The 20,559-nt window shown below is 54.4% G+C and carries 20 protein-coding genes; 5 read left to right on the forward strand and 15 right to left on the reverse strand.

What is annotated here, in order from left to right:
• Positions 1–28: 28 nt before the first annotated feature.
• Positions 29–211, reverse strand: coding sequence for a hypothetical protein (locus ACEWL3_RS00290; RefSeq protein WP_114880285.1), 183 nt, complete (start codon positions 209–211; stop codon positions 29–31).
• A 144-nt stretch (positions 212–355) separates the two neighbouring features.
• A complete protein-coding gene (locus tag ACEWL3_RS00295) occupies positions 356–967 on the reverse strand; it encodes a L,D-transpeptidase (RefSeq protein ID WP_386177044.1) in 612 nt (203 codons plus the stop codon).
• 170 nt (positions 968–1,137) lie between these two features.
• On the opposite strand from ACEWL3_RS00295, the gene dalA reads away from it, so the two are divergent.
• Complete coding sequence (gene dalA, locus ACEWL3_RS00300; protein ID WP_386177045.1) at positions 1,138–1,647, forward strand: divisome-associated lipoprotein DalA; 510 nt, start codon at positions 1,138–1,140, stop codon at positions 1,645–1,647.
• A gap of 40 nt (positions 1,648–1,687) precedes the next feature.
• Here dalA and ACEWL3_RS00305 read toward each other — a convergent pair whose 3' ends face one another.
• From ACEWL3_RS00305 to hslO, 7 genes are all read right to left on the reverse strand, one after another.
• On the reverse strand, positions 1,688–2,185 hold the full coding sequence (locus ACEWL3_RS00305; protein ID WP_386177046.1) for a L,D-transpeptidase family protein: 498 nt from the start codon (positions 2,183–2,185) through the stop codon (positions 1,688–1,690).
• Between the two features lie 139 nt (positions 2,186–2,324).
• The gene (locus tag ACEWL3_RS00310; RefSeq protein WP_386177047.1) at positions 2,325–3,545 is read right to left on the reverse strand and encodes a class I SAM-dependent RNA methyltransferase; all 1,221 of its coding nucleotides are present in this window, start codon (positions 3,543–3,545) and stop codon (positions 2,325–2,327) included.
• Positions 3,546–3,583: 38 nt separating this feature from the next.
• Entirely contained in the window at positions 3,584–5,416 is a 1,833-nt protein-coding gene (locus ACEWL3_RS00315) for an ABC transporter ATP-binding protein (protein ID WP_386177048.1), read from the reverse strand.
• The gene (locus ACEWL3_RS00320; RefSeq protein ID WP_386177049.1) at positions 5,413–7,251 is read right to left on the reverse strand and encodes an ABC transporter ATP-binding protein; all 1,839 of its coding nucleotides are present in this window, start codon (positions 7,249–7,251) and stop codon (positions 5,413–5,415) included. Before ACEWL3_RS00320 ends, ACEWL3_RS00315 begins: the two co-directional genes overlap by 4 nt.
• Before the next feature lie 171 nt (positions 7,252–7,422).
• Positions 7,423–8,601 (reverse strand): CCA tRNA nucleotidyltransferase, encoded by a 1,179-nt coding sequence (locus tag ACEWL3_RS00325; protein WP_386177050.1) that lies wholly within the window; start codon positions 8,599–8,601, stop codon positions 7,423–7,425.
• Complete coding sequence (locus ACEWL3_RS00330) at positions 8,577–9,185, reverse strand: CoA pyrophosphatase (protein ID WP_386177051.1); 609 nt, start codon at positions 9,183–9,185, stop codon at positions 8,577–8,579. The genes ACEWL3_RS00325 and ACEWL3_RS00330 overlap by 25 nt, the downstream gene beginning before the upstream one ends.
• Complete coding sequence (hslO, locus tag ACEWL3_RS00335) at positions 9,166–10,164, reverse strand: Hsp33 family molecular chaperone HslO (RefSeq protein WP_386177052.1); 999 nt, start codon at positions 10,162–10,164, stop codon at positions 9,166–9,168. Before hslO ends, ACEWL3_RS00330 begins: the two co-directional genes overlap by 20 nt.
• 78 nt (positions 10,165–10,242) lie before the next feature.
• Between hslO and ACEWL3_RS00340 the strand changes: the two genes are divergently transcribed.
• A complete protein-coding gene (locus ACEWL3_RS00340; RefSeq protein ID WP_386177053.1) occupies positions 10,243–10,680 on the forward strand; it encodes an NUDIX domain-containing protein in 438 nt (145 codons plus the stop codon).
• Here the strand turns inward: ACEWL3_RS00340 and ACEWL3_RS00345 are convergent.
• Entirely contained in the window at positions 10,668–11,951 is a 1,284-nt protein-coding gene (locus ACEWL3_RS00345; protein ID WP_386177054.1) for a PP2C family protein-serine/threonine phosphatase, read from the reverse strand. The two genes, ACEWL3_RS00340 and ACEWL3_RS00345, sit on opposite strands and share 13 nt — an antisense overlap.
• Positions 11,952–12,101: 150 nt before the next feature.
• Between ACEWL3_RS00345 and ACEWL3_RS00350 the strand changes: the two genes are divergently transcribed.
• Positions 12,102–12,434 (forward strand): Hpt domain-containing protein, encoded by a 333-nt coding sequence (locus ACEWL3_RS00350; RefSeq protein ID WP_386177055.1) that lies wholly within the window; start codon positions 12,102–12,104, stop codon positions 12,432–12,434.
• Here ACEWL3_RS00350 and ACEWL3_RS00355 read toward each other — a convergent pair.
• Positions 12,431–13,243, reverse strand: a complete 813-nt coding sequence (locus tag ACEWL3_RS00355; protein ID WP_386177056.1) for an SDR family oxidoreductase — start codon at positions 13,241–13,243, stop codon at positions 12,431–12,433. The genes ACEWL3_RS00350 and ACEWL3_RS00355 overlap by 4 nt on opposite strands.
• An 11-nt stretch (positions 13,244–13,254) precedes the next feature.
• On the reverse strand, positions 13,255–14,487 hold the full coding sequence (gene ilvA, locus ACEWL3_RS00360; RefSeq protein WP_386177057.1) for a threonine ammonia-lyase IlvA: 1,233 nt from the start codon (positions 14,485–14,487) through the stop codon (positions 13,255–13,257).
• A gap of 125 nt (positions 14,488–14,612) precedes the next feature.
• On the opposite strand from ilvA, the gene ACEWL3_RS00365 reads away from it, so the two are divergent.
• Positions 14,613–15,833: an argininosuccinate synthase gene (locus tag ACEWL3_RS00365; protein ID WP_386177058.1), complete on the forward strand. Its 1,221-nt coding sequence runs from the start codon at positions 14,613–14,615 to the stop codon at positions 15,831–15,833.
• 8 nt (positions 15,834–15,841) lie between these two features.
• On the opposite strand, the gene ACEWL3_RS00370 is transcribed toward ACEWL3_RS00365, so the two are convergent.
• A complete protein-coding gene (locus tag ACEWL3_RS00370) occupies positions 15,842–16,543 on the reverse strand; it encodes a sulfotransferase-like domain-containing protein (protein WP_386177059.1) in 702 nt (233 codons plus the stop codon).
• A 175-nt stretch (positions 16,544–16,718) separates the two neighbouring features.
• Between ACEWL3_RS00370 and msrA the strand changes: the two genes are divergently transcribed.
• The gene (gene msrA, locus ACEWL3_RS00375) at positions 16,719–17,384 is read left to right on the forward strand and encodes a peptide-methionine (S)-S-oxide reductase MsrA (protein WP_386177060.1); all 666 of its coding nucleotides are present in this window, start codon (positions 16,719–16,721) and stop codon (positions 17,382–17,384) included.
• Here msrA and ACEWL3_RS00380 read toward each other — a convergent pair.
• The gene (locus ACEWL3_RS00380; protein WP_386177061.1) at positions 17,381–18,253 is read right to left on the reverse strand and encodes a ribokinase; all 873 of its coding nucleotides are present in this window, start codon (positions 18,251–18,253) and stop codon (positions 17,381–17,383) included. The genes msrA and ACEWL3_RS00380 overlap by 4 nt on opposite strands.
• Positions 18,250–20,508: an NADP-dependent malic enzyme gene (locus ACEWL3_RS00385; protein WP_386177868.1), complete on the reverse strand. Its 2,259-nt coding sequence runs from the start codon at positions 20,506–20,508 to the stop codon at positions 18,250–18,252. Before ACEWL3_RS00385 ends, ACEWL3_RS00380 begins: the two co-directional genes overlap by 4 nt.
• Positions 20,509–20,559: the final 51 nt, after the last annotated feature.

The following is a 20,559-nucleotide window of genomic DNA, read 5'->3' on the forward strand; positions in this document are numbered from 1 at the left end:
CCTTTTTCGTTTTAGAAACTATTACCGATTAGTCGGCAGCAATAGCAGCAGCAACCACAACCAGCAAAAGCAGCGGGATCAGGATGCCAGAAGAAGAAGAGTTTGCTTCTTCAACGATAACAGGCGCTTCGATGATTGGATCTGCCAAAGAACCGGCAAATGCAGTCGATGCAGCAGCTGACAGAGCAGCGGCGAGAACGAGTTTTTTCATATTCATAACCTCCAGAAAAGGCGTGCAGCACAATAAAGTACTCACACGCACCCAAGACTTACCTCGTGAAACTTTCTAAACAGCATCGCCGGGTGATTGCAAACCCAGATTCCACTTTTCAGCCTCAGATGCACCCGGATGTCGTCAAATAAGCAACACTTGTGTGCCGACCTTGGTCATCGCAAAAAGCTCTTCAATGTGTTCATTATAAAGGCCAATACACCCGTTCGACGATTTCCGGCCAATCTTGCGTGTGTCGTGAGTGCCGTGAATGCGGTAGTACGTCCAGCTCAGGTAAAGCGCATGAGTCCCAAGCGGATTATCCGGGCCCGGTCCGATAAACGCAGGCCATTCTGGGTTGCGCTTAAGCATCGAAGGTGTCGGCCGCCAGCTTGGGCCTTCGACCTTCTGAACCACCGATGTCCGGCCACGACGGGTCAGATCATCCGTCAGGGGGACGCTTGAGGGGTAAAGTTTGTAAATACTTTGATTCTCAGACCAATAGTGCACAGCGCGGCTGTCGATATCGACCAGAATCGCACCATTCTTCGTGTTTGAGAAATAAGGCTGCCAGTCCAAGGTGCGAAAACTTGAAATATTGCGGCGCACTGTTTCATTCAGATCGCGTTCGTTCACCGTGGTCGCCGCCGAATTCACAGCAGCTGCGTCTTGCGCTACTGCTGGTGCGGCAAGCATAGCTGCGGAACCGGCCAGAAAAGCCCGGCGGCTTTTAAGATTGAATCGCTTTTCAGACATTTGATGTCTCCATAAATCGGCATTTTCTGCATTTGCCCTGTATATATGGCGCGAAAGACGCAGTATCAAATCAAACCCGCGTCATTTAGCAGAGTAACGCCGATGTGCGTTTGAACTGCAACGCATGCCGATGTAAGGCAGTCAAAATCAAATTTGTGTGGAGCTGCGCCGTGATCCGTATTCTATCAGTACTACTTTCCGTAACGATTGCCCTTGCGGCCTGTACTCCTGTAACGCCACAAATCGGTTCTGATGGCCGGGCATTGCCGAGGGCCTACAAGATCAGCCGCGCTGACGCTGGCAAGATCCAGTTCCGCATGCTTGATTCGATTAACGCGCTTCGCGGCTCTGCTGGCGTGGCGCCCGTTCAGCTTAATTCAAACTTGAATGCCGCCGCTGCTACCCACTCGCGCGACATGTCTGTCCAAAACCGTCCTTGGCACTTTGGCTCGGACGGCTCTTCCCCTGTCGATCGCATCCAAAGGGTCGGATATGCTGGCAACCTGGTCGGTGAAACGATCTCGGAAACCTATGAGACCGAACTTGAAACGCTCGCGGCTTGGATGGACCAGCCTGACACACGCCGCGTGATCATGTCACCAGACGCCCGTAACATGGGTTTTTCCTGGCATCAGGAAAATGGTGGCAAAATCTGGTGGACTTTGGTGATGGGCAGCTGACCCAAAAAGGGGTCGATGAAAGTACCAACCTTAACCGTGGTTATGGATTGATCGCAATCGGTGTGCCGTCACGCACCATCGCGTAAATGTCTTCTATCTGCTTGTTAGTCACTGATATGCAGCCCCAGGTCCAATCGGATTTGTCTTTTTTCCGTGGGTCCTTTTGGCCGTGAATGAATATGTCCCCGCCCGGCTGTTTGCCCAGCGCCTTGGCAACTTCGCGGTCCGTTTCATTTGGATAGGAAATACCCAAAGACAGATGGAAATTGCTGTTCGGGTTCCGTCTGTCGATGCGGTACAAACCCTCAGGCGTGCGACCGTCACCCTCAAATGTTTTATGGCCAATTGGCGCGAACCCAAGCCTGATCTTATAGGCTTCGAGCACCTTGTCATGATGCAGCAGCATCATACGACGCTGTTCTTTGTTCACGATGACATAGGTCACTTCAGGACCACTGTAGCGTTTGAACTTGCTTGTGCTGCACGCCCCAAATGCCACAAGGGCGGTGCCACCAAGAATTAGATTTCTGCGATTCATGTACTGCTGTCCCAAATGCCCAAGCTCTTCCAGCTCTTTTCAAAGCCGACTAGCATAAAACCGAATATTTTGCAGTCAAAAAGAGGTGATGCGTCTTAAAATGAGGGCAATTGTTGCCTCTGGGCAATGGCTTAGGGGGTCAGATTGCCTTGGTCAGAGATGCGGCCAATTCGACATGCGACGACCAGCGAAACTGGTCCACAACCTGCACCCAGTTCAGTGTATATCCAGCCGCAACCAACACATGCGCGTCCCGGGCAAACGTTACCGGATTACACGACACATAGGCGATCCGCGGCACAGCGGCCTCAATCAACTCAGCAACCTGCCTTTCGGCACCAGCCCGCGGCGGATCAAGCACAACGGCCCCCGCCTTGACCAACTCATCGGGCAACATTGGTCGACGGAACAAATCCCGTGTCTCAGTTGTAACTGGTTTCAATCCCTCGGCCATCCGCCAACCCTGATCCAGCGCAGACAGCATCTCTGCATCACTTTCGACGGCATGCACTCTGGCTGTTTCGGCCAGCGGCAGTGAAAATGTTCCGCAGCCCGCAAACAGATCAAGAACGTAACCAGCGTCGCCAACAGCTTCTTTGACCGCTGCCAACAACGCGACCTCACCGTGATCCGTCGCCTGCAGAAATGCTCCGGGTGGTGGTGTGATCTGTGCTTTGCCAAACTGTTGGCGCGGCGGGTTGCGCATGGCAATCACTTCGCCATCCCAACTCAGCCGGGCAAGACCCAGTTGATCACAAAGCTGGGCCAACTCCTGTCGCAAAGGACCATCCAGAGACTTGCCATGCAGTGCCGCAACATCCAGCCCATATTTCGATGAGGTGACCGTGACCGCAAGCGCTGCTTTGCGGCTGGTGCCGACAACGGCAAGCTTTTCCGCAATCGGCAATCCCATCAGCACATCGGGTTGAACAAGCTGGCAGCCCGGGACCTCAATTACCACGTCAGACGCTCGGCCATGAAACCCCGCCATCGCGCCGTTCTTGGTCCGCTTCGCCGCAAAGGTTGCCCGTCTGCGCGATTGCGGCGGCGACGTCGTTATTGGCCGCAAAACAGTCTCTAATCCCTGCGCTTCCAGCGCATTTCGCACCACGTCCAACTTCCAATGCGCGACGAATTCATCTGAAGCGTGTTGGAGTTGGCAGCCCCCGCAAGATTTGAAATGTCTGCACGGTGGTGCCACCCGATTATCGCTCGGCCTGACGATCTTAACATCACGCAAAGTTTGCCCGTCGACCCGGCCTGTCACCACTTCACCCGGCAGGCTGATCGGCACATAGAGCGGGCCGTCGGCAATGCCGTCGCCGTGGTGACCCAAACGCGTGATAATATGTTCTGTCATGCTTCGGCCATACAGCGGTGAAGCACCATGCTAAAGCCCTATTCGGCGGCCCGCGCGTTTAGGAAGCCACCAGATTGACGGTTCCAATAGCGCGCATAAAGACCACCCTGTGCCAGCAACCCTTCATGAGTGCCGCTTTCAACGATGCGGCCCTCGTCCATGACCACAATACGGTCCATTTCTGTCAACGTGGACAACCGATGGGCAATGGCAAGGACGGTTTTGCCTTCCATTACACGGGCAAGGGCAGCCTGAATGGACGCTTCGACCTCGCTATCAAGAGCTGATGTTGCTTCATCCAAAATAAGGATCGGTGCGTCCTTCAAAATGGCCCGCGCCAATGCAATGCGCTGGCGTTGCCCACCAGAAAGCTTGACGCCGCGTTCTCCCAGATGGGCGTCATACCCACGCCGGCCTTTGTGATCCTGCAGGTCTTGGATGAACGTATCCGCTTCGGCCCGCTTTGCCGCGTCAACCACCTGTTCCTTTGTCGCATCCGGGTGACCGTAAAGGATGTTAGCAAGCGCAGATCGGTTAAACATCGCTGTTTCCTGCGTCACCATACCAATGTTCTGTCGCAAGCTTTCTTGTGTCGCATCCCGAATGTCGCATCCATCAATTGAAATTGTGCCCTTTTCCGCTTCATAGAGCCTTAAAAGCAACGCGACCAAGGTCGATTTTCCCGCGCCCGACGCACCCACAATTCCCAACTTTTCGCCCGGCCTGATGGTCAATGAAATGCCGTCAATTCCACCTGTTTTGCGACCATAGGCGAACCCGAGGTCGGAGATGTCGATCTGGCCCTCTGACACCACAAGCGCCCGCGCATTTGGTTTATCTTCAAGGCGAGTGCGCGGGGTCAAAGTGTGCATGCCATCTTCAATCTCGCCAATGCTGGAATAGATCGCCATTAACGTAAAACTGACCCATCCAGTCATTTGCGCGATGCGAATGGCAATCGCACCTGCCGCAACTATGTCACCTTCGGTTGCCAACCCGCGTTGCCACAACATCACAGTGCCGCCCAACAGCAAAACAGGCAGCAGCCCGGCAAGGCTCATCAAAGCCAGCCTAAAACCCGCGGCCAAATAGCCAAATTCCAATGCGCGCGCCCGAAACGTCTGCATCGCGCCCAGCGCCGCGCGGTCCTCATGATCGGCGTGGGCAAACAATTTGACCGTTTTGATATTGGTGATCGTATCCACCACCTGCCCCGACACCATCGCGCGTGCGCCCGCACGACCCGCTGACCGTTTGCGCACACGCGGCAGGAACCAATAGATAAGGGCAAGATAAAGCACGAGCCAGACTGAAAACCCAATCGCGACACGCCAATCAATCGCTATCAGCAAGGCGACCGACCCGACCAAGGATGCCAGCGCAAAAGCGACCACGTTGATCGTTTCGACGGCAACGTCCGTAACAGCACGTGCTGTCTGCATCTGTTTCTGCGCAATCCGTCCAGCAAAATCATCATCGAAAAAGGTGACGTTCTGCCCCAACGTCCAGCGGTGCAAACGCGACAGGACCATCGGGTTTATGTTTGGGCCAACCATAATTGAATTGGATGCTGCCGAAAGGCCAAAAAAGATTGGACGCACCACCAAAAAGAACGCAAGCGCGCCAAGTATCAGGGCAATATTGGTCCCGTCAAAGAATTGATCCGGTCCGCTCTTTACCGTCGCATCAATGATGCGGCCCAGTATCCACGCTGTTCCCGCCTCCATCACGCCGGCAAAGGCCGAAATAAACGCCGCCAGCCACAAAACTGGCCAGGCCCCAGACAGACACCACCGCATAAACGCGCCCAGGGATCGAGGCGGCGGGCCCTTTGCGGCAGAGAATGGATTGATCCAGTCGGAAATGCTCACGTCTCGTCATCCATTTTTAGGAACCCACCAGATTGGCGCGCCCAGAAATCTGCATATAGCCCGCCACGTGCCAAAAGCGCGTCATGACTGCCTTCTTCGACAATCTTGCCCTGATCCATGACCAGTATACGGTCCATCTCGGCGATGGTGGAAAGACGGTGTGCAATTGCAATCACGGTTTTGCCTTTCATCATCCCATAAAGCGTTTCCTGAATAACGGCTTCGACTTCGCTGTCCAGCGCACTGGTCGCCTCGTCCAGCAGCAAGATCGGCGCGTCCTTAAGGATCACACGGGCCAGCGTGATCCGCTGGCGCTGACCGCCTGACAATTTCACACCGCGTTCGCCGACGCGCGCATCATAGCCGCGCCGCCCTTCAGGATCAGACAGATCAAGGATAAACTCGTGCGCCTGCGCCTGTTTCGCCGCCGCGATCATCTGATCTTCGGTTGCATCAGGACGGCCATAAAGAATGTTGTCGCGCACAGATCGGTGCAAAAGCGAACTGTCCTGCTGCACCATCCCAATGTGCCGCCGCAAACTGTCTTGCCGCACTGTTGTGATGTCCTGATCGTCAATCAGGATCTGACCGCCTTCTGCATCGTAAAACCGCAATAACAGCTTAACTAGGGTCGATTTCCCTACGCCAGACCGCCCAACCAACCCAATTTTTTCACCCGGCTGAACGATAAGGTCAACAGATTGCAAACCGCCCGAAGCGCGCCCGTAGTGATGGGTCAGCCGCTTCATTTCAATCTTGCCCCGCGACAGATCAAGCGTTGGCGCAGATGGGTCATCCACCAGACTTATCGGCTGTGCGATGGTCTCCATCCCTTCGGCCACGACACCCAGCTCGCGGAAAAATGATGACAATGCCCACATGATCCATGCGGTCATTGAATTGAGCCGCAAGGTCAACGCTGTGGCTGCAGCGACAACACCCACGCTTGCCTCACCAGTAATCCATAGCGCCAATGCCCAGCCGACAACGCCGACAATAAGCAAGCCATTCAACGCGACCAGCGTCATGTCCATGATCGTAAAAATCCGCATTTCTTTTTGAAAGGTCTTCCGCGCCCCTTCGATCGCTTCTTTGGCAAAATCGACTTCCAGATCATGATGCGCAAACATTTTGACCGAATGAATGTTGGTATAGGCATCCACCACGCGCCCGGTTACCAAAGACCTCGCATCCGACGCCGCCTTGGACGCCGGGCCGACGCGTCTGACCGTCCAGGCCACCAAACAAGAATAAAGCGCAAACCAACCTACAAGCGGGATCAACAGCCGCAGATCAGAAGTAGACAGCAATATCGCGGCCCCGATCAAATAGGCCAGCGAATAGGATATCGCGTCAAACACCTGAAACACGACCTCGCCCGCGGCGGGTGGGGTTTGCATGATCCGGTTCGCGATCCGCCCCGCAAAATCGTTTTCGAACCAACCTACTGATTGCCGCAACACCTGTCTGTGCGCGCGCCACCGGATCAGTGTTCCGAAATTGGGCAGGATGGTATTGTTGAGCAATGCGACATCCAGCCCCTGCAAGATGGGTCGGATAAAGATCACGAACAGGGCAACAATGATCAACTCAGTGCCGTAGTTCTCCCACATCTGCTCAGGATCAGTGCCCAGCAGGTCAACAAGGCGGCCCATGTAGTAGATCAAACCGATCTCGATCGCGGCGACCACAATCGACATGACAGTCGTCAGGGCAAACACCCAGAAGAATGGCCGCGAATAGTCACGCAGAAATGGCCAAAGCGCCTGGGGCGGATGGTCTTGTTCATCGTAATCCACATAGGGATTAACGAGGTTCTCAAAAAAACGGAACATGGCGGGAAACCTTAGGATAGATAGCGCAAAATGATCAGGCGCTGCAGCAGCAGGCCCAACAGTGGGGTGTGGTTATGTCAGCCTTAGCTGAACCAGATCCCGCGATACATTTTGCATTCCTCCATCTCCATGCCACCTGATCTAGCCAAATTTTAGGTGGCTGTCGACCCACTACGGCAGATCAAGCAATTGCACGCCACTCAGCGTAAAACCGGAAGCGATCCACTCACGCTCAAGCAGGTCCAGACGCGCCCCTAACGCCGGGCCCTCGAATGTCGGCATCAGGTCGGCCGCCCTTATGGGAAAAACGGCCTGGCTAGCCCTTTTTATCGTCTCTAACAGAGCTATTTCCGGCGTGTCCTCAGCCATTGCAGCACGCAACAAAAGCGCTTGCCCGGCAATATCCGCCCCATGTCGATAAGCGATTTCCGGCAGTGGCGGGCCTGAAAATCCGATGTCTCGCAACAGTTCCAATTTGCGCGCATTGGCTTTGCTGAGCCTGAGCCGAGCCGCCGCATCCTGTCCGCCCAACGCAGCCAGACGTGCCACCCAATCCGCATCAAGTCTTAGATGTTGCTCAAGATGCACCACGATCGAAAGCCATTGGTCGTCCGAACCCGGCAATATGGCCGAAAGCACGCCTGTTTGGCGCATTGCAGCAATTGCCGGAGCGGGGTTGGGTGCCGACAGCAATTTGGTCATTTCCTGTCCAACACGTTCTGCCGAAAGCGTCTCTAACCCGCCGGTATTTGCCGCAATCGCCGCCAAGGCATCGGGATCAAAGCCCGTCAATTGATTGCTGTACCAGGCTGAAAACCGGAAGAAACGGAGAATCCTCAGATAGTCCTCTTGGATACGTGCGTTGGCATCTTCGATAAACCTGACCTTGCGCGCCAAGAGATCTGTTAGGCCGCCAAGTGGATCGATAATGCGCCCGCTTGGGTCTGAATATAATGCGTTCATGGTAAAATCACGCCGCCGCGCGTCATCGGCGATATTGTCTGAAAAAGCGACCACAGCGCGCCGACCATCTGTCGCCACATCGCGACGAAATGTTGTAACCTCGAAAGCGTCCTTGCCAGCAATCACTGTAACGGTGCCGTGGTCTATCCCGGTGGGTACCGCCTTTAGTCCCGCCGCTTCGGCAAGGGACATGACCTGCTCTGGCAGTGCATTTGTTGATATATCCACGTCACTGTCTGGTTTCCCAAGCACTGCATCGCGCACACAGCCGCCGACAAAATAAACATCATAGCCCGCGTCAGTAATGACACGGCAAACCCTCTGCGCCTCAGGGTCATTCAAAAAGCCGGTCTTGGCCGGGATTACGATGTCATTCGATCGGTCCATGCCCGTAACATACGCGCGGTTGCGCCCCAGATGTAATAGGGCCCGTAAGGAACAACGTAATAATGCCGTCGTTTCCCGCGCCACCGCCGGGACTGAATCAGGTAATTTCCGGGATTCAACACGTGATCCAGCGGAACAGAGAACACTTCTTCGACCTCACCGGGTTCGGGGCTGATCTTGAACGGTTCAGTGATGAAACCGATGACCGGCGTCACGTTGAACCCAGTTACAGTTTCGTGCGATGGCAACGTCCCCAAAATATCGACGATGCCGGGCGACAGTCCAATTTCTTCGCACGCCTCGCGCAATGCAGCGGCAACAACATCTGCATCGGTTTCGTCCTGCTTTCCACCAGGAAAAGCAATCTGGCCGGGGTGATGTTTCAATGCCGACGAACGCTTGGTCAACAGCAGCTCAAGCCGCCCATTTTGCTCGATGATCGGGGCAAGCACGCCCGCAGGCCGCAATACGCGCCCCTCAGGCAGCACCACATCAGCATTCAGGTCAAAGTCAGACGACCCAACGCCTGTCTGGGCTAAGGCGTCCCGATATGGCTGAACCTGATCACTCACCGCTGGTCGCATTGGCCTCAAACCCGACAGTGGCCGGGTCCAGGTCATAATGCGCACTGCAGAACTGACAATCCGCGGTCACACGGCCGTCATCGGTTGTCATTTTCTCGATGTCTCTGGCCGAATAGATCGACAGGCTCTGCCGAACACGGTCTTCGGAACACGAGCACCCAAATCGCACCGCCTGCGCATCAAAGACCCGTGGCAGTTCTTCGTGAAACAGCCGCAACAAAAGGTCCGTGGGGGCAATGCTGGGTCCGATAAGCTCAAGATCATCTACTGTATCGAGCAATACATTCACCCGGTTCCAGTTTTCTTCTTCATCGCCATGCACGAGATCAGTCGCCGTCAGAACCCCCCCTGACCCTTCACCCTTTGCGACAAAGGGTGAGGCTTTGGGCATATGCTGCAACATTACACCACCAGCGCGCCAATGCTCTGGCTCATTTGGACCTGACAACCGGCCAAAGCTCATCGAGAACCGGGTCGGCAGCTGTTCAGACTGCGCAAAATATGCCTCGGCGCATGCAGAAAGAGATGCACCTTCAAGGGGCGTAATTCCCTGATACGGTGCCATCCCCTCGCCTTGGTCAATCATGATCGCAAAGTAACCTTCACCCACCTGATCAAACGGTGTTGCATCGGTCAAACGATCTGCATCATAGCTGGCATAGGCCCGAATCCGGGCGGATTTTCCGTCAGCTTCCGGTCCATAATAGTCTGTGGCAATCATCCGCACCGCGCCTTTGGACTGTACCTGCAACGAGAGCTTCCAGCGTACTTTGATCGTTTGCCCGATCAACGCGGTCAGCAGCGCCATTTCAGCCACCAGCGCTTCCACTTGCTGCGGGTAATTGTGCTGGCGCAAGATGCCTTCCAGCGCGCCATCCAACCGGGCAACGCGACCACGGATGTCGGCACCGTCAAGCTGAAAAGGCAGAACACTGTCGTCCCATGCAATCTTTTGGCCGGGCTGGGTATCGGGGGTCATTGGGGTTTCCTTATCGGGGGCCGCTTGGCATACCGCGTCTATATAGGGGCGGCAAGCCATGGATAAAGGGGCAAACATATGATCAGACGTGTGGGGCAACCGCCGAAGCCGAAAAAGACCTATCGTTTGCGACCCGGTGCCTATGCGATCCTGCCCCTTAAGGGACGGTTCTTGATGACAGCGCAAACCGAACCCGTGTTTGACATTCAGCTGCCCGGCGGCGGTATCGACCTCGGCGAATCCCCGATGCAGGCGCTGCATCGCGAGGTGCTTGAGGAGGTTGGCTGGCGGATTGCGCGGCCGCGCCGGCTGGGTGCGTTTCGTCGGTTTGTGTACATGCCGGAGTATGACATGTGGGCAGAAAAATTATGCCATGTTTACGTGGCGCATCCGGTTCGACAAATCAGGGAACCACTTGAGCCCGATCACATCACGTTGGTTTTATCCGCATCAGAGGCGGTTGCAGCACTCGGCAACGACGGTGATCGTATGTTTTTGACGCGCTATGGCCTTTGATCGACGCCTGAGTATTCAAACAATATCCCTGACACATCGTCAGGAAAATCACCCCCGCCTGCAAAATCAGTGAGCTCCCAAATCAGCGCCTCCAACAACGCCGTGCCCTTAACGCCCTTCAGTTTGACCATGATCCGTTCAAGGCCGTCTTCACCCAGCATTTGACCCGCTGGATCAGGACATTCGGTCACCCCATCCGACAGGATCAACAGCCGGTCGCCATTCTCAAGCTGCACATCGAATTGTTCAAATGAAATGCCTGACAAAAGGCCCACAGGAAACCCGCCCGTACCGGTCTGAACAATGCTGCCATCACGTCGCTGGATTGCCGGATGCGGATGGCCCGCCTGCCCGATGGTCACTCTGCCAGTGTTCAGGTCCACAACCGCCAACATAAGGGTAAAGTAGTGCTCCGTTTCCATCTCGTTCAGAACGAGGTCATTCAATGTCGCAATCACTTCGCTCGTTGGGCGCGCGGCATATCTGCCATCAGGCTTGCGCTCTAGCGCCACATTCTGATCTGGCGCGGTTGCTGATAGATACCCTGCCAGCCGCGCCGTCATCAAAGCCGAACTGATGCCGTGGCCAGACACATCAATTGCAAACAATCCCAATTGCCCCGTGCCCGCCGGAAAAAAACCAACAAGATCACCGCCGACGTGCCCACTGGATCTAAGCATTAGTGAAAGGGTGCCTTGGTCAAAGATTTTGTGACGCTCGCGCAACAATGATTGCTGTAGCTTCTTGGCCTCTAACAAGTCCTTATCAAGGGAATCATATACCCGCTGTAATTCATCCAACGTGTCCGTAATCAGCCGGTTATTTTCGGATAATTCACGCTGCATATGCAATATGCGTTCCCCCGCAGTGATCCGCGCACGCAGTTCGTTGTTGTCGACGGGTTTGGTCAGAAAATCATCCGCGCCAGAATCCAGCCCGCGCGCAACCTCTTCCTTTTCACTCTTGGATGTCAAAAGAATGAAGTAAGCATAGTGGCCATCTGACAACTCCCGGAAGGCGCGGCAAAATTCCAACCCTGACATGCCTGGCATCATCCAGTCGCTTAGGATCAGATCAGGTCGCCGTGACTTGCAAAACGTAATCGCTGCTTCGCCAGATTCGGCTTCTTCGACCTCAAAACCCCATTTTACCAATGACTTTGCCAATATGCGCCGTTGCAGGCGGCTGTCATCGACAACCAACACCAGCTTCATCTTGCTTGAATTTGCGTCGCCGGCAGGATGAGCAAACGCAGGGGGAAATCGGGTCATTTATTCGTCAGTCTTAAAAATATTCCCCACCCGATAGCCTGCCATGTTTAAGTTAGGATGAATGGTAAAATTTTGACCATTCCGACATTCATTGATCAAACTATGTTTAATATATCCAGTCATTCTATCCGCAAACGAAGGAGTCTGCGGATGATTGACTGGACACGCGTTAAAGAGCTTCGTGATGAAGTGGGCGCAGATGACTTTCAGGAAGTCGTCGACCTGTTCCTTGAAGAGGTTGAGGAGGTCGCGGCGCGTGTCAAAGTCACGTCCGACCAGACGACCCTTGAGGGTGATCTGCACTTTCTCAAAGGCAGCGCCCTAAGCCTTGGGTTCAGAGATTTTGCAAACCTGTGCCAGAACGGCGAAACCGCTTCTTCGCAAGGTAAAGCGGGTGATGTGGATGTACCCAATATCCTTGCATCTTACGATGCGTCCAAAGTTGTGTTTTTAAGCAAGCTTCCCAGCGTTCTCGCGACCTAGACAAGCTTGTACAGAGTCTCGGCTCGGGCAGTGCCCAAAGTCTCAATCGCTTTTTCACGCAACATCTGCATGCCTGCGATCCATCTGTCATGGTCCCGCGCCCGATTGACGGCATATCCTTGAACTGCCGGGTGTGACATGATCATGAATTGGTTCGCCTCAATTCCATGCGCAATCACCGCTGCGACATCATCTGCGGTCAACAGAGAAGCGCGGCTTTGGGCGTCCTCATCAGATAATCCCAAAAGCGGTGTCGCGACATATTGTGGGCAGACGACCGAGACGCCGACCCCATCTGCGCCATGACCAATTACGAGCGATTCCGCAAAGCTGACTGCAGCGTGTTTTGTCGCCGAATAGGCCGCATCACCAATTTGGTTCAGCAGCCCGGCCGCTGAAGCCACATTGACCAGATGACCAGATTTGCGTGCAATCATCTGCGGCAACAAAATGCGCGCGGCATAGACGTGCGCCATGACGTGCACCTGCCAATTTAGCATCCAAACATCATTTGATGCAGAGGCTGCGTGGCTTGGTTCACCCGCACCAATCCCTGCGTTAGAGACATAAATGTCAATCTCACCCTGCTTGACTGATGCCGTCTTTATCAGCGATTGGACTGCCGCCTCGTCACGCACATCACATTGGGCGGCGACGCCGCCAATCTCATCCGCGACAGCCTTTGCCCTGTCACCATCCAAATCTGAAACACAGACGCGCGCGCCCAATCGCGCCGCGTGACGGGCCAATGCCGCACCGATCCCGCTTCCGGCACCAGTTATCACAATTGACGCATCTGCAAATTTCATCTGCCAGTCCCTTACAATACAAACTGCGCAAGCGTTTCATCGTTGGTAATGTCCGTAAAGGTAAACCCGGACTCAATCAGTTGTTGCAGGAAAGGTTCAAAATTTTCAGGGCTGCGCGTTTCGATCCCAATCAGCACCGACCCAAAGTTGCGGGCGGATTTCTTGAGGTACTCGAAACGACAGATATCATCTTCCGGCCCCAGAATGTTCAAAAACTCTTTCAGCGCACCGGGCCGCTGCGGCATCCGCAAAATGAAATACTTCTTTATCCCGGAGTATCGTTGCGCCCGCTCCTTCACTTCTGGCAAGCGCTCAAAGTCAAAATTACCTCCAGAGGCGATGCAGACCACTGTTTTCCCTTTGATTTCTTCGGCAACCTCACCCAGCGCTTCAATTGACAACGCGCCTGCAGGTTCCAGCACAATCCCTTCCACGTTCAACATCTCGGCTATCGTCACACAAATGCGGTCTTCTGAAAGGTCGATCACATCCTCGGGGTTCACATCCTTCAGCCGTTCAAAATTGCGCGCGCCAATTTTTGCGACGGCCGCACCATCCACAAAACTGTTGATCGGGGACACATCAACTGGTGCACCGTTCGCCAATGCGCGGGCCAGACTGGGTGCGCCCGAAGGCTCTACAAAGGTATATTTGCACGATTCACCAAAATAACTCCGCACACCTGACGACAATCCGCCGCCACCAACTGGCAATATTATGTGGTCGGGGATGCGCCCAAGCTGCTCTTCAATTTCAACCGCGACAGACGCTTGACCTTCGATCACGTCATCATCGTCAAAGGGGGATAAAAAATAGGCCCCCTCATCGGCGCAGAATTTTTGGGCCGCTGCCAGCGTTTTGTCGAAGTAGTCTCCGACTAACCTGATTTCGATCTGTGTGCCGCCAAACGTCCGCGTCTTTTGCACTTTTTGTTGTGGAGTCGTGACGGGCATGAAAATAACTCCGCGCACACCAAAGTGGCTGCACATAAAGGCCACGCCTTGCGCATGGTTGCCTGCCGACGCGCACACAAATACGGACTTTTCGGGGATCACCTTGCGCATTGCGTTAAACGCACCGCGCAATTTGTAGGAACGCACAGGGCTTAGATCCTCGCGCTTCAGCCAAATTTCGGCACGAAATCGTTCCGACAAATGGTCATTGCGCATGAGGGGCGTTGTCGGAAAAACCATCCGCATCGCCTGGGTGCCTGCACGCGCCTTTTCTTGGAAATCTGTGGTCACATTTAACCCCTCAACCTGATATCTGTCGATAGGCCCGTGCGCCGCACAGGTCAACGCGCCGCTTCATTCTTGCCCGCCCTTGAAAAACCCGATACCCCGCGAGGCGAATTGCAAAGGAACCCGTCATGTCCGCACCTAAAAAAGTTGTCCTCGCCTATTCCGGTGGGCTTGATACCTCGATCATCCTGAAATGGCTGCAAAACGAATATGGCTGCGAGGTGGTGACTTTCACCGCTGATCTGGGTCAAGGCGAAGAGCTGGAGCCGGCCCGCAAGAAAGCCGAGATGATGGGTGCCTCTGAGATATACATCGAAGATGTCCGCGAAGAATTTGTGCGTGACTTTGTTTTCCCGATGTTCCGCGCGAATGCGGTCTACGAGGGGCTTTATCTGTTGGGGACCTCTATCGCGCGACCGCTGATTTCAAAACGTTTGGTTGAAATTGCCGCCGAGACGGGTGCGGATGCAGTTGCACATGGCGCGACAGGAAAGGGCAACGATCAGGTTCGGTTTGAACTGGCCGCCTATGCGCTTAATCCTGATATCAAGGTGATCGCACCCTGGCGCGAATGGGATTTGTCCAGCCGCACCAAGCTATTGGAATTTGCCGAAAAGAACCAAATTCCAGTTGCGAAAGACAAACGCGGCGAGGCACCGTTTAGTGTTGATGCAAACCTGCTGCACACGTCTTCCGAAGGCAAAGTGCTGGAAGACCCCGCCGTCGATGCGCCAGACTATGTGTATCAGCGCACGGTCAACCCTGAAGATGCGCCAGACACACCCGAATATGTTGAAGTCGGGTTTGAACGCGGCGATGCGGTTTCCATTGATGGTGAGGCGATGTCACCGGCCACGATCCTGACCAAACTCAATGAGCTTGGCGGCAAGCACGGATGTGGGCGCCTTGACCTTGTTGAGGGTCGCTTTGTCGGTATGAAATCACGCGGGATTTACGAAACGCCGGGTGGCACTTTGCTTCTTGAGGCGCATCGCGGCATCGAATCAATCACCCTCGACCGAGGTGCCATGCACCTCAAAGATCAGTTGATGCCGCAATATGCCGAGCTGATTTATAACGGCTTCTGGTTCAGCCCCGAACGCACTATGTTGCAAGCCGCGATTGACGCAAGTCAGACCCATGTCACGGGCACTGTGCGGCTAAAGCTTTACAAAGGCCATGTGCGCACAGTTGGCCGCTGGTCTGATCATTCATTGTATTCCGAAGCGCATGTGACTTTTGAAGATGATGCCGGTGCATACGACCAGAAAGACGCCCAAGGGTTCATTCAGCTCAACGCCCTGCGCCTGAAATTGCTTGCAGCCCGAGAAAAGCGGCTAAAGCGATAAAACAGAGACTAACAAGGCCCATTTAGCTTTCTTTCAGACAGCATCTGATAATACGGCAAAGCTCGCGCCAACACCGCTTCGCTTTGTGCGTCGACCTTCGGCAAAGGGCCCTCTGCTTGCGCGAATCCTGTACTGCGGTGCACCGCGCCATACCAGTGCGCGGCCCAGACACCGTCCTCTGGTCTGGGTCCCGCGGGCCAGCGCAACATTGCAGGATCAAAGGCCAGATCAATCGCACGACACAGTCCGCGTAACATCCCTTCGGGATCAGCCCGAATATCTGTGCTGTCGATGATCAAACCGCCAATTCGTTCATATAGTTCAGCTTGTTGGCGAAATCCAATGTCTTCAAGCGTCGGTGCCTCGCATTTGGCGGCATAGCTTGCGATGACGCGGGCCGGGTGTCGGATCAGATGTATGTTTACGCAATCCGCTGCCCATTCCATAGGAAACCCATCAAGCATGTGGTGCGGCATATGTTTCATGTAAAGGTGCGGTGACCCCGCTTTGGCGCAGGCCAGCGCCACCTTGTCCGGGTTAGTCTCGTGGTGCTTCAGGATGTCATCCCGCATCGGGTGATTGGCACCAGACCGTGCCAGATACGCTGCATAAAAAGGTTCATCCATCGCGGCGAAATCTGACCGCGCGCCAAAACTGTACATCATTGCGGTGCTCAGATTTCGAGGTCCAGACCACATTGCAATACGCATTTTCCGATGGCTTTCATTTGGGGTGTGAACGTCAATTCACAGTCTCAGGCGACGCTAGAAATGTTACGGCGTGCTGCCAAGCGGTAAATTGCTTTCACCACCTCGTGAATTGGCGCGTCGAGCAGTTGCTCTTAATGAACTATGGGTGCAGCGTCTCATAAAACAGGAGTTCGCTATGTCACATATGAACAATCTCAAGACTTTCGCTTTGGTCACGATGATCGCCATTGGCCTGTTTGCGCATTCAAAAACAGCGCATGCGGCTGGATCAGAGACGATTCTCGTTGCAGGTGGCTGTTTCTGGTGTGTCGAAGCAGATTTTGAATCCGTTAAGGGCGTCAAAGACGCGGTTTCAGGGTTCGCTGGTGGCAAAACGGCTAATCCAACCTACAAACAAGTCACGTCAGGTGGCACCGGCCATTATGAGGCGGTGCAAATCACATTTGATCCTGCAGTCGTCAGTCGCGATTCGATACTGGCCCTTTTCTTTCGCTCAATTGACCCAACGGATGCCGGTGGACAATTCTGTGATCGAGGTGCCAGCTATCGATCAGCTATTTTCCCAAACGGGCCTGATCAGAAAGCTGCGGCAGAACGGGCCAAAGCGGCTGCACAAGTGGATTTGGGGCAAACGGTGGTGACCCCGATTTTGGGCCCAGCCAAATTTTATCCCGCAGACGCCTACCATCAGAATTACTACAAAAGCAGTGAACGTCTTGCTGTCAGCAGTGTTGGCATAGGGGTTAAGAAATCTGTGGCCTACAAACGCTACCGCAACGGTTGTGGTCGCGACCAGCGGGTCAAACAACTTTGGGGTGCGGCGGCCCCGTTTACGCATTAACCAAAGTCATGATCCTGGATATCTTTGAGATCCGGGATAACATCCGCAGTGCCATGGCGCATGACCATGAGCGCCCCTGCTTTTGACGCGAGGTCTATTGCCGCGGCAATGTCCATGCCTCGGTCCAAACCCGCAGCCAAATAACCGGTGAACGTATCACCAGCACCCGTGGTATCGACTGGAACAACCTTGTAAGCGGCAAAGGATTCCGTGGTTTCATGCTTGTTAGAGACCCATTTGCACCCATCGCCGCCCAGTGTCACGACAATGTCCGAAATTGGTAAGTCCTCTAGGTCTTTGCCAGTCGCCTCTCGCAATTGGGCCGCCTCAACCTCATTCAACACCAACAAATCAACCTTATCCATGATCAATTGGGTCGCCTCAGCATCAAAGGGTGCAGCGGCATAGATCACCCGAAGGCCCAGTGTTTTTGCTGTTGCCGCCGCATAAGATTGCCCAAGCGTTTCATTTTGCATCAGCAATGTATCGCCTGGCGATGCCTCTGTCAGCGCGGCACCGATCATCTGGTTTGTCACGCCATGATTGGCCCCGGCAAACAACACGATATTATTTTCACCGGCCTGATCGACATTGATGTTTGCGTGCCCTGTCGCAATGTCGATGGATGATACATGCCGGGTGTCCACGCCATATTCCAGCAAGCGATCAACTGCCCAACTTCCATTTGGCCCAACCGCCCCGATATGTTCGACACGCGCCCCGGCCCGCGCAGCGGCAACAGACATGTTCGCGCCTTTGCCGCCCAACCCCTGATCAAATTGCAGCGCGGCGAGCGTTTCGCCCGCGGCAGGCAAATGCGGCAACAAATAGAAGTTATCCGTATTGATAGAGCCGAGATTCCAAATCATTCCCCAACCTTACAAGCCGCTAGAATTGCCATATTCAGAATGTCATTTGCCGTCGAGGTCGATGAACAGATTTGAATGGATTTATCCAGCCCTGTGAGGATCGGCCCAATCACTGTAGCGCCAGCCATTTCCTGCATCAATTTCACCGAGATACTTGCAGAATGCCTTGCCGGAACAACAAGAATATTTGCAGACCCTGTGAGGCGGGAAAACGGATAGTTCTTCTGCGATTCAGCGTTCAGCGCGACGTCGACTGTCATCTCACCTTCGTATTCGAAATCCACACCGCGCTGATCAAGGATCATGGGCGCTTTGTGCATTTTCTCAGCACGTTCTGATACCGGATATCCAAACGTTGAAAAGCTGACAAAAGCGACGCGTGGCTCAAGCCCGAGGTGTCGCGCAACACGCGCACCACTGACAGCGATATTGGCCAGATCATTTTCATCAGGCCATTCATGCACCAAAGTATCCGCGATAAAGACAATCCGTCCTTTGTGCAGCAATGCGGTGAAACCTGCGGCCCCGTGTTCAGGGTTTGCCTCAAACACATGGTTCAGCCGCTCAAGAATATGCGCTGATTTCCGCGTGGCACCCGTAACCAGACCATCACCATGGCCGTGTTCCAACATCAGGGCCCCAAAGACGTGGCGATCCCGCGCCGCGAGGCGGTGAATATCTTTGGCGTCAAAGCCACGCCGCTGCAAACGCCGGTAAAGATATTCCTTGTAGCTGTCCAAATGGTGCGAATTTGCAGCATTGACCACTTCAAGCTCGCGCACCGCATCCTCCATACCGCTTGCCAACAGCTTGGCCCTTACGTCTTCCTGCCGACCGACAACCAATGCCTTACCCAACCCGGACCGTTGATACAAAACAGCCGCCCGCAAGACACGTGGATCGTCGCCTTCGGCAAAAATCATCCGTGCTTGGTTGTTGCGCGCACGCGCGTTGATACCACGCAGGATATTGGCCGTGGGATCCATCCGCGATTTCAGACTTAACTCATAGGCGTCCATGTCAATAATCGGACGCCGTGCGGCACCGGTATCCATTCCCGCGCGCGCAACGGCGGGCGGGATGCGATGGATCAGCCGCGGATCAAACGGTGTGGGAATGATATAATCACGACCAAAGCTCAGTGTTTTGCCATACGCCAAAGCGACTTCATCTGGCACATCTTCCCGCGCAAGTTTGGCCAGCGCGTGGGCGCAGGCGATCTTCATTTCATCATTGATCGCACGGGCGTTGATGTCGAGCGCGCCGCGAAAAAGATAAGGAAAGCCCAAAACATTATTGACCTGATTAGGGTAATCACTGCGCCCGGTAGCAACAATCGCGTCCATCCGAACCGCGTGCGCTTCTTCTGGTGTAATCTCTGGATCGGGGTTCGCCATTGCAAAAATGACCGGGTTTTCCGCCATGCTGGCGACCATATCCTGTGTAACCGCGCCCTTGACGCTGACACCAAGAAACACATCTGCCCCATCCATCGCTTCTTCCAATGTCCGCAGGTCGGTCGTGGCGGCATGCGCCGATTTCCACTGATTCATGCCTTCGGTACGGCCTTGGTAAATGACGCCCTTGGTGTCACACATGATACAGTTGTCATGTCGTGCACCCATTGCCTTTAACAATTCTAGGCACGCGATCCCGGCCGCACCGGCACCGTTCAAGACAATGCGCACGTCTTCGATTTTCTTGCCGGAAATGTGCAATGCGTTCAAAAGTCCCGCCGCACAGATGACTGCCGTGCCGTGTTGGTCATCATGAAAGACCGGGATGTTCATTTCTTCCTTGAGGCGCTGTTCAATGATGAAACATTCCGGTGCCTTGATGTCTTCCAGGTTGATGCCGCCAAAGGTCGGCCCCATCAACTTGACCGCGTTGATGAACGCGTCCGTGTCTTCCGTGTCCAACTCAATATCGATTGAGTTCACATCCGCAAATCGTTTGAACAGAACCGCCTTGCCTTCCATCACCGGCTTGGATGCCAAGGCCCCAAGGTTGCCCAACCCAAGAACCGCCGTCCCATTAGAAATAACCGCAACAAGGTTGCCCTTGTTGGTGTAGTCGTAAGCCGTCTCCGGGTTTTCTGCGATCGCCTCGCAGGGCACAGCAACGCCGGGCGAGTATGCCAACGACAAATCCCGCTGGGTGGTCATGGGGACGGTTGCGGTAATCTCAAACTTGCCGGGCATGGGTTCCAAATGGAAAGCAAGCGCTTCGGCATCGGTAATACGGGTCTTGGACAAGGGTTTTGACTTTCTCTTTTTGATGACCTTAGCCATCTGCGCCCAGACCTA

It is taken from the genome of Sulfitobacter sediminivivens, from assembly GCF_042611115.2.
Classification (GTDB): domain Bacteria; phylum Pseudomonadota; class Alphaproteobacteria; order Rhodobacterales; family Rhodobacteraceae; genus Sulfitobacter; species Sulfitobacter sediminivivens.